Below are 15,632 nucleotides of genomic sequence, written 5' to 3' on the forward strand. Positions count from 1 at the left end.
AATTGATTTACAACACATTACATAAAGGCTTATAGCTTAAAGCATACAGCCTAAAGCTTTAATATGAAAAAACAGACCAAAGCGATACGTACCCAAACAGGCAAAACCAAGTATCGCGAGCATTCGACTCCCCTCTTCCTGACCAGCAGCTTCACTTTTGAAAGCGCGGAGCAGGGCAAAGCGCTTTTTGAAGAAACCGAAGAAGGCAACATTTACAGCCGGTTCTCCAATCCGAGCGTGCAGGAATTTGTGGATAAGGTGTGTATGCTGGAAGGTCTGGAAGACGGCGTGGCCACGGCCACCGGTATGGCGGCGGTGTTTGCAAGCATGGCGGCATTGCTGAAAAGCGGCGACCACATCCTGGCGTGTCGCGCATTGTTCGGCTCGGCGCACCAGATTATCGCGCAGATTTTGCCAAAATGGGGCATTACCCACACTTACCTCGACGCTACTGCCACCGAGGAAGAATGGGAAGCAGCCGTACAACCCAACACCCGGATGATCTACCTCGAAACTCCTTCCAACCCTGGTTTGGACCTTGTGGACCTCGCGATGATCGGCCGCATTGCCAAAAAACACAGCATTATATTCAATGTAGATAACTGCTTTGCCTCGCCCGCACTGCAAACCCCGGCCGATTTCGGCGCCGACCTCGTGCTGCATTCCGCCACGAAGTTTATGGACGGCCAGGGCCGCGTTTTGGGTGGTGTGGTTGTAGGTAAAAAAGAATATATCAAAGACTTACGCTTTTTCTGTCGCCAAACCGGCCCATCCATGTCGCCATTCAATGCATGGGTTTTAAGCAAAAGCCTTGAAACACTTAGTCTGAGAATGGAAAAGCATTCGTCCAATGCATTGGCGCTGGCCGCTGCCCTGGACAAGCACCCCGACGTAAAAGCGGTAAAATACCCATTCCTGGAATCGCACCCGCAGCACACGCTGGCGAAACAGCAAATGAAAGCCGGCGGAGCGGTAGTTACCATCGAACTTGAAGGCGGCTTCGAACGCGTAGCGGCATTCATGGACGCATTGGAGATCGCATCGCTATCGTCCAACCTCGGCGACACCCGCACGATCGTCACCAACCCGAACACCACGACCCATGCCAAATTGAAGCCGGAAGAAAAAGCCGCGCTGGGCATTACCGAAGGTTTAATACGCATTTCGGTTGGTTTGGAAGACGTTGAGGACCTGATCGAGGATTTCACAAATGCTGTGGAGGTGTCGGTGAAAAGTGATATATTGGAGTAGCGTAAGCAGCTCAATTCAACATTAATATGAAAGCATTGACCATCAATTTACCGGAGTCACTGGAATCAGAAGAATTTGAAATAAAAATGCTTCTGGCCGGTCAGCTTTATGAGCGTGGCAAGGTAAGTGTTGGTCAGGCGGCTGACATCGTCGGCATCAGTAAAAAGGCTTTCGTCGAAATCATGGGAAGGTTTGGATTTTCCCTATTTAGCGATTCGCTGGAAGACTTGAAAAGTGATATTGCCAATGCGTGACGCGCTTGTTATCGCAGATTCCAGTTGCCTGATTTTGTTGTCCAAAATTGAAGAATTGGAAATTCTGAGAAGCATTTACAAGCGAATTTTTATCACGAAAGAAGTTGCGGGAGAATTTGGCGGCGAACTGCCTGAGTGGATCGAAGTCAAAGAAATTGAAAACAAAACCCTGCAATCGCTGTTTGAAGAAATACTGGATCTCGGAGAAGCATCTGCATTAACCCTTGCGTTTGAAACGCAGGGCTGCACAGTGATCCTCGACGATCTGAAGGCCCGGAAAACAGCGGCGAAAATGAATATAAAAGTGACCGGTACGATCGGGGTGATTGTGAAAGCCAAAACGGAAAACAAGATACCCTCGGCCAAAGCGGTTTTTGAAAAAATACTGGAAACTGATTTTCGGATCAGCGACCGCATATTAAAACAGGCTATCCATTTGGCCGGAGAACAACCATGAACGAAACATTAGCATCTTTAAACGCTGCCATCGAGGGCAAAAGTGAGATTGAATCGCTGGCGATACTGGCGGATCTTTTTCCCGGTGAAGTCGTTTTTTCTACCAGTCTGGGTTATGAAGACCAGGCTATTACCGACCTCATTTTAAAGAATAACATCAACATCGGGATCTTTACATTGGATACCGGACGGCTTTTTGCGGAAACTTACATGACCCTGCAAAAGACCAATAACCGCTACGACACCAAAATTAAGGTGTACTACCCGCAAACCGACGCGGTAGAGAACCTGGTGAGCACCAAAGGCCCGCTGAGTTTCTACGAATCCATCGAAAACCGGAAAGAATGCTGCTTCATCCGCAAGGTAGAGCCGCTGAACCGCGCATTGAAAGGCGCAAAAATCTGGGTGACGGGTATCCGGGCAGAACAGTCGGGGAACCGTCATGATATGCCGAGACTCGAATGGGACGAGGCACACCAGCTTTTTAAATTCCACCCGATTTTGCATTGGTCTTTCGAAGAAGTAAAACAATACGTGAAATCAAACGGCATTCCCTACAACCCATTGCACGACAAAGGCTTCGTAAGCATCGGCTGCGCCCCTTGTACCCGCGCAATCCAGGAAGGCGAAGATTTCCGCGCCGGAAGATGGTGGTGGGAAGACGAGTCGAAGAAGGAATGCGGGTTGCATGCGAAATAGCTTTAGGCTGTAAGCTTTAAGCTATAAGCTGGAAGCTGTAAGAATTAGTTAACGAGCATATAGCTTATAGCTTAAAGCCTAAAGCTTAAAGCCCTTTTAATTAAAATCAATAACCAATAATATGTCAATTTCAGTGAACGAGGCCTCCGAGATCCAACGGGAGATTAGTGAACGCAGCGCTCCGGATTATCTGGACCAGCTGGAAGCAGAGGCCATTTACATTATGCGTGAAGTAGCCGGCCAGTTTGAGCGCCCTGCCCTGTTGTTTTCAGGAGGTAAGGATTCGATCACATTGGTTCATTTGGCGAAAAAAGCATTCGCACCCGGCAAAATCCCCTTCCCGCTGGTGCACGTCGATACCGGTCATAACTTCATCGAAGCGATCGAGTACCGCGACCAACTGGCCGAAGAAATCAATGCGAAACTGATCGTTCGCTACGTGGAAGATACCATTAAAGCGAAAGGATTGAAGGAGCAAACCGGCAAGAATGCAAGCCGCAACTGGCTACAAACCTTCACGTTGCTGGATACCATCGAAGAATTTGAATTTGACGCATGTATTGGCGGCGCACGCCGTGACGAGGAAAAAGCACGCGCGAAAGAGCGCATCTTCTCCTTCCGCGACGAGTTTGGTCAATGGGACCCGAAACGTCAGCGCCCCGAGCTCTGGAATTTGTTCAACGGCCGCATTCAGAAAGGGGAAAACGTACGCGTGTTCCCAATCTCGAACTGGACCGAGCTGGATGTGTGGGCTTACCTGAAAAGAGAAGGTATTGCATTGCCTTCGATCTACTTCGCGCACGAACGCGAACTGATCCTCCGCGACGGCAAGCTGCTGAATAATACGCCGGTAATCGAACCCGATCCGGAAGACCAGATCGTAACCCGCCAGGTACGTTTCCGCACCGTAGGCGATATGACCTGCACCGCAGCCGTGGAATCCGCAGCAGCCACCCTGGACGAAGTTATCGCTGAAATCACCATTTCAAGAATCAGCGAACGCGGCGAAACCCGCATCGACGATCAGCAAACGGAGGCAGCGATGGAGGATCGCAAAAAAGGAGGTTATTTCTGATCAAGGGAAGAAAGGAGGATGGAGGAAAGGGAGGATGAGAGAAAAAATATTCACTCATTCACTCATTCAATCATTCGAAATTCAATCATTCAGTCATTCAAAATTAAAAAGGTGGATTTACTAAGATTTATAACAGCAGGCTCCGTGGACGATGGCAAAAGCACATTGATCGGGCGCTTGCTTTACGATACAAAAAACATCCTGGCCGATCAGATGGAAGCCATCGAGCGTGCCAGCAAAACCCGTAATGCCGGTGAAATCGACCTAGCATTGCTGACGGACGGACTTCGTTCGGAGCGCGAGCAGGGCATTACCATCGACGTGGCTTACAAATATTTCCAGACGCCGAACCGCAAGTTTATCAGCATCGATGCGCCGGGGCACATTCAGTACACGCGTAACATGGTGACTGGTGCTTCCAATGCAGATTTAGCTATCATCCTCGTGGATGCGCGTCATGGCGTGGTGGAACAAACCCGCCGTCACTCGCTGATCGCTTCCATGCTGGGCATTCCGCATGTGATCGTGGCGGTGAACAAGATGGATTTGGTGGGAAACTCGGAGGATGCATTCCTTGAAATCGCGAAAACTTACAAAGAACTGGCCGAGAAACTGTCCATTAAAGACCTGACGATCATCCCAGTAAGCGCTTTGAATGGCGATAACATCGTGGAGCGTTCGGAAAGCATGAGCTGGTACACCGGCGAAACATTGCTTTCGGTGCTCGAAAATGTGAACGTATTGAAAGATCAGAACCAGGAAGACGGCCGTTTCGCGGTGCAATATGTGATCCGCCCTCAGACTGACGAGCTGCACGACTACCGCGGCTATGCCGGACGGGTGCAAAGCGGTACTTTCAAAAAGGGTGATGCCATTAAAGTATTGCCTTCCGAAAGAGAGTCTAAAATCGCTAAAATCGAATTCGGCGGAAACGAAATAGCGCAGGCATCTGTTCTTGAATCTGTAACGATATTACTCGAAGACGATATTGATATCAGCCGTGGCGATACGATCGTGACGGTGGACAACTCACCGATCGTGAGCCAGGATATCGAAGCGCTGGTGTGCTGGATGGACGACAAGAAGACGCTTAAACCAGGTAATAAATACGTTTTGCAACACGGTACAGCACGTTCTCGCTGCTCGATCCGTGGAATCGAATACCAGATCGACATCAACTCTTATGAAAAACTGGATGAGGTTGAGGCCCTGAAACTGAACGACGTAGCAAGAATCGTTCTGCGGACAGCCCAGCCCATCGCATACGACCCCTATCAGAAAAACCGCGCAAACGGCGCAGCGATTTTGATCGACGAGACGTCCAATGTGACCGTCGGGGCTTGTATGATCGAGTAATGTTTGGGGGATTACCCTTCGAGAGCTCGGCTTCGACCGCTCCGGCGGCCCGGTCCGCTCAGCCTGACAGTTTACATCTGTTACTTCTAAGCGAGATGTCACCCTGAGCGGAGTCGAAGGGTTTTAACACCCAGCATCACCACACTATTGAATAAAAATATACTATCCCGATAGACGATTAGAATATCATCATGAGCGATTTAATCATTTCTGACAAAGTATCCGCCGTTGCGAAGCGCGATATCATTGACCTGCAACAAAAAATCGGTGGATTCTACTCCGGTGAAACCCCGGAAGAGGCATTCCGTAAATTCCGCCTTACCCGCGGGGTGTATGGTCAGCGTCAGCCCGGCGTGCAGATGATTCGTATCAAATTGCCATACGGACGCATCACAGCCGATCAGCTGGTCCGCATTGCAGATACTTCCGACAAATTTGCAACCGGTAACCTGCACGCCACCACGCGCCAGGATATCCAGCTGCACTTTGTAAAACTTTCGGATTCGCCGCAATTGTGGGCCGATCTGGAAGATGCGGGCATCACGCTGAAAGAAGCTTGTGGTAACACGATTCGCAACGTAACGGCGTCGTCTATCGCGGGTATCGATCCCGATGAGCCGTTTGACGTGACGCCGATCACCCATTCGATCTTCTCCTACTTCCTCCGCAACCCGATCAACCAGGATATGGGCCGGAAGTTCAAAATTGCGGTTTCATCCTCTGAAAAGGACACCGCGCTGGCCTTCATCCACGACGTGGGTCTGATCGCTAAAATGGGTCAGAATGAAGCGGGTGAAACCGTTCGCGGTTTCAAAGTGCTTATCGGCGGCGGCCTTGGCGCGCAGCCTTTCTCGGCACAAACTGCATTCGAATTCCTCGAAGAAGAAAAGGTGATCCCATTCATCGAAGCCATGCTTCGCGTGTTCGATCGCTACGGCGAGCGCGTACGTCGCCATAAGGCGCGTATGAAGTTCCTTTTGAACGACCTCGGCCTCGAAGGCATGATGGAGAAAGTGGAGGAAGAACGCAAAGCGGTTAGAAACAAGATATTCCAGATTCCGGAAGACCTTTTCGGCACCAATGAATACGAGGCCATTAACCACGCGCCGCGTCCGTCATTGTCCGAAGCGGAAATCCTGAAAATCGCTGCTGAAAGCATCGAAGCCGACAAGCTCGATATTTTCACCAAATGGCTGCGTACCAATACATTTGAACAAAAACAAAAAGGCTGGTATGCCGTGCAGCTGCGCGTATTGCTGGGTGATATGAATTCCGACACCGCACGCAGTCTCGCCGATGTGGTTCGTCAATATGCGGCCGACGACATTCGTGTAACCGTGAACCAGGGCTACATTCTCCGTTTTGTGAAAGGCGAAGACCTCGTAGCATTGTACCACGAACTCGCGAAACTGGGCCTCGCAGCTCCCGGCTTCGACAGCACGATGGACATTACAACCTGCCCCGGAACCGATACTTGTAACCTTGCCATTTCGAGCAGCTACGGTATCACCCGCGTGCTCGAAGACGTAATGCGCGATGAGTTTCCGGAAATGATTTATAATCAGGACATTAAAATCAAAATCAGCGGCTGTATGAACGGTTGCGGCCAGCACAATGCGGCCAATATCGGTTTCCACGGCAGCTCGATCAAGAACGGCAAGCTGGTATTGCCTGCATTGCAGGTTTTGCTAGGCGGCGGTTTCTCCGGCGATGGCATCGGGCTGATCGGCGATAAGGTGATCAAAGTTCCAACCAAACGCGGACCGGAAGTTTTGCGCCTGATTTTCAACGATTACGAAGCCAATGCACTGGACGGCGAGTATTTCAACCAATATTACCTCCGCCAGACTAAAAATTACTTCTTCCAGCTCCTGAAACCACTCGCAGACCTGACGACCGTACAAGACGACGACTACCGCGACTGGGACCACGATGAGTTGTTCAAAACGGAAATCGGGGTTGGAGAATGTGCTTCGGTGCTCGTTGACCTCGTGGCGACGACCATTATCGAAGGTCAGGAAAAACTGAACCTGGCGAAAGAATCTTTCCAGTCGGACGTTTGGGCGGATGCCATTTACCACGCTTACAACGTGTTCATCACCGGTGCGAAAGGCTTGCTGATGTCGAAAGACGTGACTACCAACACGCAATATGGCATTATCAACGATTTCGAAACGCATTTCGGCGCGGATTTCAAGTACAATGTCCCTGCTGAATTTGCAGTAGAAAATCAAGCCGAAACGCCGTTTAAAGCATTGGTATTCAGCATTAATAAATTCGAACCAAGCGAAGCATTTGCCAGCTATTTCATCAATACTGCCGAAAGCTTCCTGAATTTCGTCCGCGAAACCCGCGAGGCGCAATTGATCGAAACCGGAGAGCCTGCATTGCAAGAGCTTTCATTCGGAAAAGATAGCTAAAATGGCTGTCGGCAATCGGCTTTCGGCAGTCGGCTTTTTTTGCTTTGGTTGAAGTTGTTCATCATCAATAGCACTCAAAAAGCCGACTGCCGGCAGCCGGCAGCCGAAGTCTCATTCACCATGAAACTGACACTTATCGGTGCAGGCCCGGGCGATCCCGACCTGATCACCCTCAAAGGAATCAAGGCCCTGCGAAAAGCACGGGTCGTGTTATACGATTCCCTTGCCCACCCCTCTTTACTGGATTACTGCCCGGAAGATTGCGTCAAAATCCTTGTCGGCAAACGCTTTGGAAAAACCAGCTGCGGCCAGGATGAGATCAACGATCTGATCGTCGAAAAGGCGCGTCAATATGGAGAAGTGGTGCGGTTGAAAGGCGGCGACTCGTTCATATTCGGTCGCGGTTACGAAGAGCTTATGTTTGCAGCCGAACACGGCATTGAATCGGAAGTTATTCCCGGGATTTCGAGCAGTTATGCGGCTCCTGCATTGGCGGGCATTCCGCTAACCTCCCGCGGTATGAGCGAGAGCTTTTGGGTAATCACCGGCACTACCAAGCAGCATGCACTTTCCAAAGACGTACATCTGGCCGCGCAATCGACGGCCACGGTGGTCATTTTAATGGGCTTACATAAGTTGCAGGAAATCGTCTCCATTTACTCCGAACTTGGCAAATTCGACGAATCCATTTCCATTATCCAAAACGGCACACTGGAAAACCAGAAGGTGGTGACGGGTAAAATCGGAAATATCGTTCCGCTTTCGCAGGTTGCCGAAATGGCCTCGCCGGCGATCATCGTGGTCGGGAAAGTGGCGGCATTACCGGATCTTTCTTATGATAAAGTGCGGGAAATGATGCAGCAGTCGCAGTCGGTCAGCGGGCTTGCGGAATAGGTGTTGAAGCAAGATAATCAGCTCACTTTTAATTAGAGCAAGCCAAGCAGCCAGTCGAGGTTCACGCTTGTCTCGTGGCCTCTGAATTCCAGGAAATAAATCAGTCCGGCCAGGATTACATAGCTGATAAACAGCCACTTCTTCTTCACTTCATATTGGTCGCGGTGATGGAAATAGTCGTACACCATCGAAGCCGTGAAGCCAAAAATCATCAGCACAAAACAGAGAACGCCGCAATCCTGACGGTAATGTTTGTACAAATGCAACGCCGGCGCGCCCAGCACCAGGTACATGAGCCACATGCAGAAACCGGCGCGGTACAGATAAACGCTTAGTCTGCGATCATTCTTGATGTCAAATAACCCTTCCAGCATAGCATTAAGTCTACTGTTGAACCAGTGAATATAGTCAAACCGAAACTGGAATCCTACCTTTCATGTTTCGTTGTTGTCACGCAACGGCCTTATTTACAATGCGTCTAAGCTCGCAACGGCTGCCGTTCAACCGGTAATTTCGGGCAAAATACAATCAAAGTATTAACTTTGCAGCCTGAATACCGATTTAGTACAAGATGTTCCTCCAATGAAAGCGTTCTCGACCCATTTGTTTCTGATGCTGCTCAATGCCGTCTCGAAGCTGTCCTGGGGAGCGCTCTACAAGCTTTCCGACATCGTCCGGTTCCTCATTTTCGACATTGGCCAGTACCGCAAAAAAGTGGTGCTCCAAAATATGCGCAACAGCTTCCCCGAGCTCAGCGAAACGAAAATCCACGAAATTGCCGCGAAATTCTATCGCAATTTCACCGATATTATCTTCGAAACGATCAAGCTGAAATCCATTAAAAAAGACGACTTGCTGCAACGTTTCGACCTGGAAATGCCCATTCTGATGCATTACTTTGAGAAAAGACAGAATGCGGTCGTGGTAGCCGGGCATTTGGGTAACTGGGAAATGCTTAACCTATTCGCCTCCGCCAAGCTGCCGCACCAGATCGTGGTCGTGTACCATGAGTTACAGAACGATACTTTCGAAGACTGGTTCAAAAACGTCCGCACGCGCTTCGGTACCGAAATGGTGACGATGAAAGAAGCCATTTCCAAGGCATTCGAGCCGCGCGACAGGCCGTTTTTATTTGTGTTGATCAATGATCAATCGGCCGTGCCGGAAAAGGCATTCTGGACGAAATTCCTGAACCAGGACACGGGCGTCTACCGCGGCGTGGAGTTGATCGCGCGACGGCTGAATGCGCCGGTACTGTATATGGGTATTCTCAAAAACGAAATGCGCCGCGGATTTTACAAGGCATATTTCAAACTGATCACCGAAAAACCGAAACAGGAACCGACCAACAGCATTCTTCAAAAGCAGATCGGTTTCCTGGAAGCAGATATCCGCCGCCAGCCCGATAACTGGCTTTGGACGCACAAACGCTGGAAGCATCCGCGCCCGGCGCATCTGAACCCGCTACAACTTTTACAGGAAACCCAAAAAAGTGAATAAACCGGCCAAATTCCTCATCCTGCGTTTTTCTTCCATCGGCGACATCGTGCTCACGACGCCCGTGGTGCGCTGCCTGAAAAAGCAGATGCCGGAGGCCGAAATCCACTATTTTACCAAAAGCAAATTCGAATTTCTCCTTCGCGACAATCCTTACATTGATAAGGTATGGCTGCTGGAAAAAGGCAATGCCAAAGAATTGCTCGCATTGCTTAAACAGGAAAAGTTCGACTACATCATTGATCTTCACCGCAACATCCGCACGCTCCGCATTAAATGGACGCTCGGCGTGCCCGCATTCAGTTTCGAGAAGCTGAATGTGCCGAAGTGGCTCATGACGCAGTTCAAGATCGATTACCTGCCCGATGTGCACATTGTGGACCGCTGTTTGGATACCTTAAAAACGTTCGGCATTCAGAACGATGGCGAAGGGCTCGACTATTTTATTCCTTATAAGGATCAGGTAGAACTGGAATGGCTGCCGGAAACGCACCGCCAAAGCTACGTCGCCTACGCGATCGGCGGGCAGCATTTCACGAAGAAAATGCCCGTGCCACGCATGATCGAGCTTTGCCGGAAGATCAACCATCCCGTCATTTTGCTAGGCGGACCGGAGGATGCGGAAGCCGGGGAGGCCATTCGCCTTGCATTGGGCGATGAACTGGTTTTGAATGCCTGCGGCAAATACAATTTCAACCAATCGGCTTCCTTAATACAAAAGGCCTTGATCGTGTTCTCGCACGACACGGGCTTAATGCACGTGGCGGCGGCATTCCGTAAGAAAGTGTATTCGATCTGGGGCAATACCATCCCCGAATTCGGGATGTATCCTTACCGCACCGCATTTGAGAAGCTGGAAGTAAAGGGCCTCGATTGCCGGCCTTGCTCGAAGATCGGTCATAGCAAATGTCCGAAAGGCCATTTCAAATGTATGAACGATATTTCGTTCGATTTCCCGATTCCAGAACTCCCGCGGTAAAATCCGTGTTGCATTTCCGAAACCGTTTTTTCCACACAAACATCCAAAATGGCAAAAAAAGTAAACATTGGTCTGGTGCAAATGAGCTGCACTTCGGACGTTGATGCTAACTTTCAGAAGGCTACCGAAAAAATCCGCGAAGCTGCGCAAAAAGGCGCGAATATCATTTGTCTGCAAGAGCTGTTCAAATCGCTCTATTTCTGCGACATTGAAGATCATTCCAATTTCAGTCTGGCCGAAGCCATTCCCGGCCCGTCGACCGAATCCCTCGGCGCGTTGGCAAGGGAACTGGGCGTGGTGATCATCGCCTCGCTGTTCGAAAAACGGGCGCACGGCTTGTACCATAATACCACCGCCGTGCTCGACGCCGACGGCGCCTACCTGGGCAAATACCGCAAAATGCACATCCCCGACGATCCGGGCTATTACGAGAAATTCTATTTTACGCCCGGCGACGCTCCCGTTACTGAGCAGGATACGGACGGCTACCGCATTTTCAATACCAAATTTGCCAAAATCGGCGTGCTCATCTGCTGGGACCAGTGGTACCCGGAAGCGGCCCGCATTACCAGCCTCATGGGCGCGGAAATCCTCTTCTACCCTACCGCCATCGGCTGGGATGTGAACGAAATCGATCCCATTATCAATGAAGAACAATACGGCGCCTGGCAGACCGTCCAGCGCGGACATGCCGTGGCGAATGGCGTGTACGTTGTTTCCGTGAACCGCGTAGGCCGCGAGGCCGATCAGCAGTTCTGGGGCGGCTCGTTCATCGCCAACCCGCAAGGCCGCCTGCTGTACCTCGCGCCGCACGAAGGCGAAGTGACGCACGTGGAAGAGCTGGACCTCGAAAAGCTCGACTTTTACCGCACGACCTGGCCCTTCCTCCGCGATCGCCGCGTGGATTCCTACCGGCCGATTTTGAAGCGGTTCATCGATCAGCCCTGATTTCGAAATATAATTATTTCAATATACGTCAAAAGAGCGCCCTGGCAACGGGGCGCTCTTTGTTTGTTTTAGATTAGTAAAATTTATTATCGAATTATTACAATTCTAGTCTGTAACGATTTTAAATGACCAATTTTTATTGTAAAAAAGGCTAAGTTTTTAGTTTAATCTCTTGCATTATTTAACATTGTCAGTATATTTGAAAAGTCATTAAACGAATGACAGAACTTCTGAACCGAAGATATATTCCAGCCGCACATGAATATATCTGGTAGTGTTGTCAGGAACTTGCCGCAAATCCGATAGGCAAATCGTAGCCATCTGATGAGTTCGCTCCAACACGATATAATTTTTTTAATACAGTTTTACTTCATACCGTGGACAAACACAACTTGTCGACGTCGGGCTTTTCTTTGGCCTAACTGAAACTGTTCGCACTGTTTGTCCTCGATTAAAGAGGGTATTGCTTTCCGGAAAAGCAGTGTTGCAAGCTTATGGCTGTGTTGTTCTGTCCACGCGAAAGTGTGTGCGGCGCACGGAAGTGTGGACGCCTCACAGCCATAACTTTTTTTCTCCTCCTACTACTACACCTAACATTTTTAAACCTGATTCCCCATGCGTAAAGTTCTACTCTTATTTATATGGGCTTGTCTGTGTTCCCCGGTTGCTTTGGCGCAAGTGCGCCAGCTCACCGGCAAGGTAACGGCAGCCGATGATGGTCTCGGACTTGCAGGCGCGTCAATCATTTACAAAGGCACCAATGTGGGCACGAATGCCGATGCCGACGGAAATTTCAGCTTTTCGGTTCCGGGTGACGGCGTGCTCGTCATTTCTTACGTAGGTTTTCTGATCAAAGAGTTGCCGATCGGCAACCAAACCAAATTTGACATCAAGCTGGACGCCGACACGCGACAGCTGGCCGAGGTGGTGGTTACCGCATTCGGTATCGAGCGTGAGAAAAAGGCGTTGGGATATACAGTACAGGAAGTAAAAGGAAGCGCGCTGACGGAATCGCGCTCGACGAACGTGGCGAATGCACTTTCTGGTAAAATCGCCGGGGTGCGCGTACAATCGAACGGCGGTCCGGGCAGCGGTTCCACGATCCAGATCCGCGGCTCATCGTCCGTTTCGGGCAATAACCAGCCGCTGATCGTGATCGACGGCGTGCCGATGGAGCAAACCGCCAATAAAACCTGGGGCGGCGGCATTTCGGAGATCAACCCCGATAATATCAAGGAAATGTCGGTACTCAAAGGGCCTAATGCGGCTGCATTGTACGGCTCGCGCGCTGCCAACGGCGTTATTTTGATTACTACCAAAAACGGCCAGGGCACAAAAGGTCTTGGTGTGGACATCAACTCCAACATCAGCTTTGAGCGCCCGTGGATCAAACCGAACTTCCAGAACACTTACGGCGGCGGAAATGGCTACCGCACCTGGTATAACGACGGGTGGAGCGGCAACATCACCGATCCGGCAGAAATTGCGCAGTATCGCGCCGTTTATGACGCAAGATATCCTCTGGTTGGATCAGAGGGGACCGACGAAAGCTGGGGAGCTCCGATGGACGGACGCCTGGTGAGACAGTGGTGGACTGGTGACGATGTTGCACCACTGACTCCTCAGCCCAACAACTGGGACGAATACTGGAACACCGGCCGCACGATCACCAACAGCATTGCGCTGAACGGCGGCAACGACAAAGGCTACTTCCGCCTCGGCCTGAGCCGCGTGGACCAGACGGGCATTATGTATTACAATGATTTCCACCGGAACAACTTCCGCATTAATTCGGGCTATAATCTCACCAAAAACCTGAGCATTACGCTTTCGGGCGAGTATATCAAATCCGGCTCGGACAACAAAAGCTACGGCAGCGGACAGGAATTTATCTGGTCGCACCGGCACGTTTCCTGGGCGCAATTGCGGGATTACGAAAGCTACACCGGCGTGCACAACCAGCGCGGCAACGACACCGATCCGCCTAACTGGCAGCATACCTTCTTCACCAACCCGTATTTCTCGCAGCGCAACCTGCCTCAAAGCAACGAAAAGGACCGCCTGCTGGGTAACATCGCATTGAACTACAAGATTTTACCATCACTGAGCATTATGCTCCGCAGCGGCACCGATTACTGGTCGGATACCCGCGTGAATGTGTCCAACTTCCTCCGCGTCCGCAACGGCGTACGCACGCCGGGCCGCTTCTCCGAAGAAGTGCTCCGCAGCCAGGAAACCAACTCGGATTTCATGCTGACTTACAACAAGGACATTTCAGCTGATTTCGGGCTGAACGTGCAGGTCGGTGGCATTCAACGGACTAATTATTACAAAAGAAACTATTTCTATGTAGGCGAAATGGTGGTAGACGGCCTCTACAATGCGGGCAACTCCGTTCCAAGCCAAAACACCATTGAAAGCGAAATCCGCAAATCGGAGACGCAGAGCTTGTTCGGGACGGCTAACCTTTCGTGGAGGGATGCATTGTTCCTCGACCTCACTGCCCGCAACGACTGGTCGAGCACGCTGCCTGCGAATGCACGCTCGTACTTCTACCCTTCCGCGTCATTGAGTGCGGTGCTCACGGAATTGTTTGATGTAAAAAGCAATGTGTTCACGTTCGGCAAAGTACGTGCGAGCTATGCACAGGTAGGTAACGACGCCACGCCTTACCAATTGGCCCAAACCTTCCTCGCCAAAGGCTCCTGGAATGGCGCAGTGCCCAAATTTTCCGAAAACATCGAAATCGCAAACAGCGGTTTGAAGCCGGAAATCACGACCGGCCTTGAACTCGGCGCCGACCTCCGGTTTTTGAAAGGCAAAATCGGCCTGGATGTGACTTATTACAAACAGACGACCAAAGACCAGATCCTCGGCGTGGAAATTTCCAAAGCGAGCGGCTACAACACCCGCATTCTGAATGCCGGAAAAATCACCAACCAGGGCGTTGAAATCTCGGTATCAGGCACGCCGGTGAAGCTGGCCGGCGGTTTCAGCTGGGACGTCTCGCTCAACTGGGCGCGCAACCGCAACAAAGTGATTGAACTGGCAGAAGGACTCACTACCTACACGCTTGCCACACAGCGCGGCATGTCGTCGGAAGCACGTGTGGGCCAGCCTTATGGCACATTTTACGGCGTGGGTTTCCAGAAACACAATGGACAGATCGTGTACGGTGCCAATGGATTGCCACTGACAGCCGCCGGACAAATGCTGGGTAACATCCAGCCCGACTGGATCGGTGGTATGCTGAACACATTGAATCACAAAGGCTTCTCACTGAGCGCATTGGTGGACGTGCGCATGGGTGGCGACATTTATGACGAAGGCACCGGCACCGCGCGCTGGACGGGCCAATATGCCGAAACGGCACTGGGCCGCGAAGAAGGCGTGATCGGCCAGGGTGTGCGGGAAGTGACGGCTGCGGATGGTTCCAAATCCTTTGTGCCGAACGACATTATCGTCACTGCCAATCAGCTTTATGGTTATGCCAATCCGCGCAACTACCACGAATCGGCGATTTTCGATGCGAGCTATGTGAAGCTGCGTGAAGTGTCGCTCGGCTACTCGTTCAGCCCGTCGCTTTTGAAAAAGGTAAAAATCCAGTCGGCCAAGATCTCGCTCGTGGGCCGGAACGTTTGGATGATCTTCAAAAACACCCCGCATATCGATCCGGAGATCGATGCGAAAGGGGGTAACCAGCAAGGATTCGGTTATGGTGAGCTGCCCAGCTCCCGCAGCATTGGCGCAAACCTCTCGCTGTCGTTCTGATTCAATCATTTGAAGACCTAAAAGCATTACGC

13 protein-coding genes are annotated in these 15,632 nt (G+C 50.9%); 12 read left to right on the forward strand and 1 reads right to left on the reverse strand.

Going from position 1 to position 15,632, the window contains the following annotated elements:
- The first annotated feature begins 63 nt into the window (after positions 1–63).
- The 8 genes from DFER_RS12900 (at position 64) to cobA (ending at position 8,405) form a co-directional block, all read left to right on the forward strand.
- Positions 64–1,251, forward strand: coding sequence for a trans-sulfuration enzyme family protein (locus DFER_RS12900; protein WP_015812079.1), 1,188 nt, complete (start codon positions 64–66; stop codon positions 1,249–1,251).
- Positions 1,252–1,277: 26 nt separating this feature from the next.
- Positions 1,278–1,505 (forward strand): UPF0175 family protein, encoded by a 228-nt coding sequence (locus DFER_RS12905; RefSeq protein ID WP_015812080.1) that lies wholly within the window; start codon positions 1,278–1,280, stop codon positions 1,503–1,505.
- Between the two features lie 55 nt (positions 1,506–1,560).
- Positions 1,561–1,962, forward strand: a complete 402-nt coding sequence (locus tag DFER_RS12910; protein WP_229206243.1) for a PIN domain-containing protein — start codon at positions 1,561–1,563, stop codon at positions 1,960–1,962.
- Positions 1,959–2,660 carry a phosphoadenylyl-sulfate reductase gene (locus DFER_RS12915; RefSeq protein ID WP_015812082.1) on the forward strand — a complete coding sequence of 234 codons (702 nt, stop codon included), beginning with the start codon at positions 1,959–1,961 and terminating at the stop codon, positions 2,658–2,660. The genes DFER_RS12910 and DFER_RS12915 overlap by 4 nt, the downstream gene beginning before the upstream one ends.
- 121 nt (positions 2,661–2,781) lie before the next feature.
- Entirely contained in the window at positions 2,782–3,735 is a 954-nt protein-coding gene (cysD, locus tag DFER_RS12920; protein ID WP_015812083.1) for a sulfate adenylyltransferase subunit CysD, read from the forward strand.
- 111 nt (positions 3,736–3,846) lie between these two features.
- A complete protein-coding gene (locus tag DFER_RS12925; RefSeq protein WP_041736432.1) occupies positions 3,847–5,091 on the forward strand; it encodes a sulfate adenylyltransferase subunit 1 in 1,245 nt (414 codons plus the stop codon).
- A 191-nt stretch (positions 5,092–5,282) separates the two neighbouring features.
- On the forward strand, positions 5,283–7,511 hold the full coding sequence (locus DFER_RS12930) for a nitrite/sulfite reductase (protein ID WP_015812085.1): 2,229 nt from the start codon (positions 5,283–5,285) through the stop codon (positions 7,509–7,511).
- Between the two features lie 120 nt (positions 7,512–7,631).
- Positions 7,632–8,405 (forward strand): uroporphyrinogen-III C-methyltransferase, encoded by a 774-nt coding sequence (gene cobA / locus DFER_RS12935; protein WP_015812086.1) that lies wholly within the window; start codon positions 7,632–7,634, stop codon positions 8,403–8,405.
- 32 nt (positions 8,406–8,437) lie between these two features.
- Here the strand turns inward: cobA and DFER_RS12940 are convergent, their stop codons facing one another.
- Positions 8,438–8,779: a hypothetical protein gene (locus DFER_RS12940; protein ID WP_015812087.1), complete on the reverse strand. Its 342-nt coding sequence runs from the start codon at positions 8,777–8,779 to the stop codon at positions 8,438–8,440.
- Between the two features lie 208 nt (positions 8,780–8,987).
- Between DFER_RS12940 and DFER_RS12945 the strand changes: the two genes are divergently transcribed.
- From DFER_RS12945 to DFER_RS12960, 4 genes are all read left to right on the forward strand, one after another.
- A complete protein-coding gene (locus tag DFER_RS12945; RefSeq protein WP_015812088.1) occupies positions 8,988–9,905 on the forward strand; it encodes a lysophospholipid acyltransferase family protein in 918 nt (305 codons plus the stop codon).
- On the forward strand, positions 9,898–10,881 hold the full coding sequence (locus tag DFER_RS12950) for a glycosyltransferase family 9 protein (RefSeq protein ID WP_015812089.1): 984 nt from the start codon (positions 9,898–9,900) through the stop codon (positions 10,879–10,881). Before DFER_RS12945 ends, DFER_RS12950 begins: the two co-directional genes overlap by 8 nt.
- Positions 10,882–10,929: 48 nt before the next feature.
- Positions 10,930–11,829 carry a carbon-nitrogen hydrolase gene (locus DFER_RS12955; RefSeq protein WP_015812090.1) on the forward strand — a complete coding sequence of 300 codons (900 nt, stop codon included), beginning with the start codon at positions 10,930–10,932 and terminating at the stop codon, positions 11,827–11,829.
- A 615-nt stretch (positions 11,830–12,444) separates the two neighbouring features.
- On the forward strand, positions 12,445–15,600 hold the full coding sequence (locus tag DFER_RS12960) for a SusC/RagA family TonB-linked outer membrane protein (RefSeq protein ID WP_015812091.1): 3,156 nt from the start codon (positions 12,445–12,447) through the stop codon (positions 15,598–15,600).
- Positions 15,601–15,632 lie beyond the last annotated feature (32 nt).

Source organism: Dyadobacter fermentans DSM 18053, from assembly GCF_000023125.1.
Taxonomy (GTDB): domain Bacteria; phylum Bacteroidota; class Bacteroidia; order Cytophagales; family Spirosomataceae; genus Dyadobacter; species Dyadobacter fermentans.

Bases quoted from the DNA above. Each gene is read 5' to 3' on its own strand.
- DFER_RS12900 (WP_015812079.1), top strand. From the start codon at position 64: ATGAAAAAACAGACCAAAGCGATACGTACCCAAACAGGCAAAACCAAG.
- DFER_RS12905 (WP_015812080.1), top strand. From the start codon at position 1,278: ATGAAAGCATTGACCATCAATTTACCGGAGTCACTGGAATCAGAAGAA.
- DFER_RS12915 (WP_015812082.1), top strand. From the start codon at position 1,959: ATGAACGAAACATTAGCATCTTTAAACGCTGCCATCGAGGGCAAAAGT.
- cysD (WP_015812083.1), top strand. From the start codon at position 2,782: ATGTCAATTTCAGTGAACGAGGCCTCCGAGATCCAACGGGAGATTAGT.
- DFER_RS12930 (WP_015812085.1), top strand. From the start codon at position 5,283: ATGAGCGATTTAATCATTTCTGACAAAGTATCCGCCGTTGCGAAGCGC.
- cobA (WP_015812086.1), top strand. From the start codon at position 7,632: ATGAAACTGACACTTATCGGTGCAGGCCCGGGCGATCCCGACCTGATC.
- DFER_RS12940 (WP_015812087.1), bottom strand. From the start codon at position 8,779: ATGCTGGAAGGGTTATTTGACATCAAGAATGATCGCAGACTAAGCGTT.
- DFER_RS12945 (WP_015812088.1), top strand. From the start codon at position 8,988: ATGAAAGCGTTCTCGACCCATTTGTTTCTGATGCTGCTCAATGCCGTC.
- DFER_RS12955 (WP_015812090.1), top strand. From the start codon at position 10,930: ATGGCAAAAAAAGTAAACATTGGTCTGGTGCAAATGAGCTGCACTTCG.
- DFER_RS12960 (WP_015812091.1), top strand. From the start codon at position 12,445: ATGCGTAAAGTTCTACTCTTATTTATATGGGCTTGTCTGTGTTCCCCG.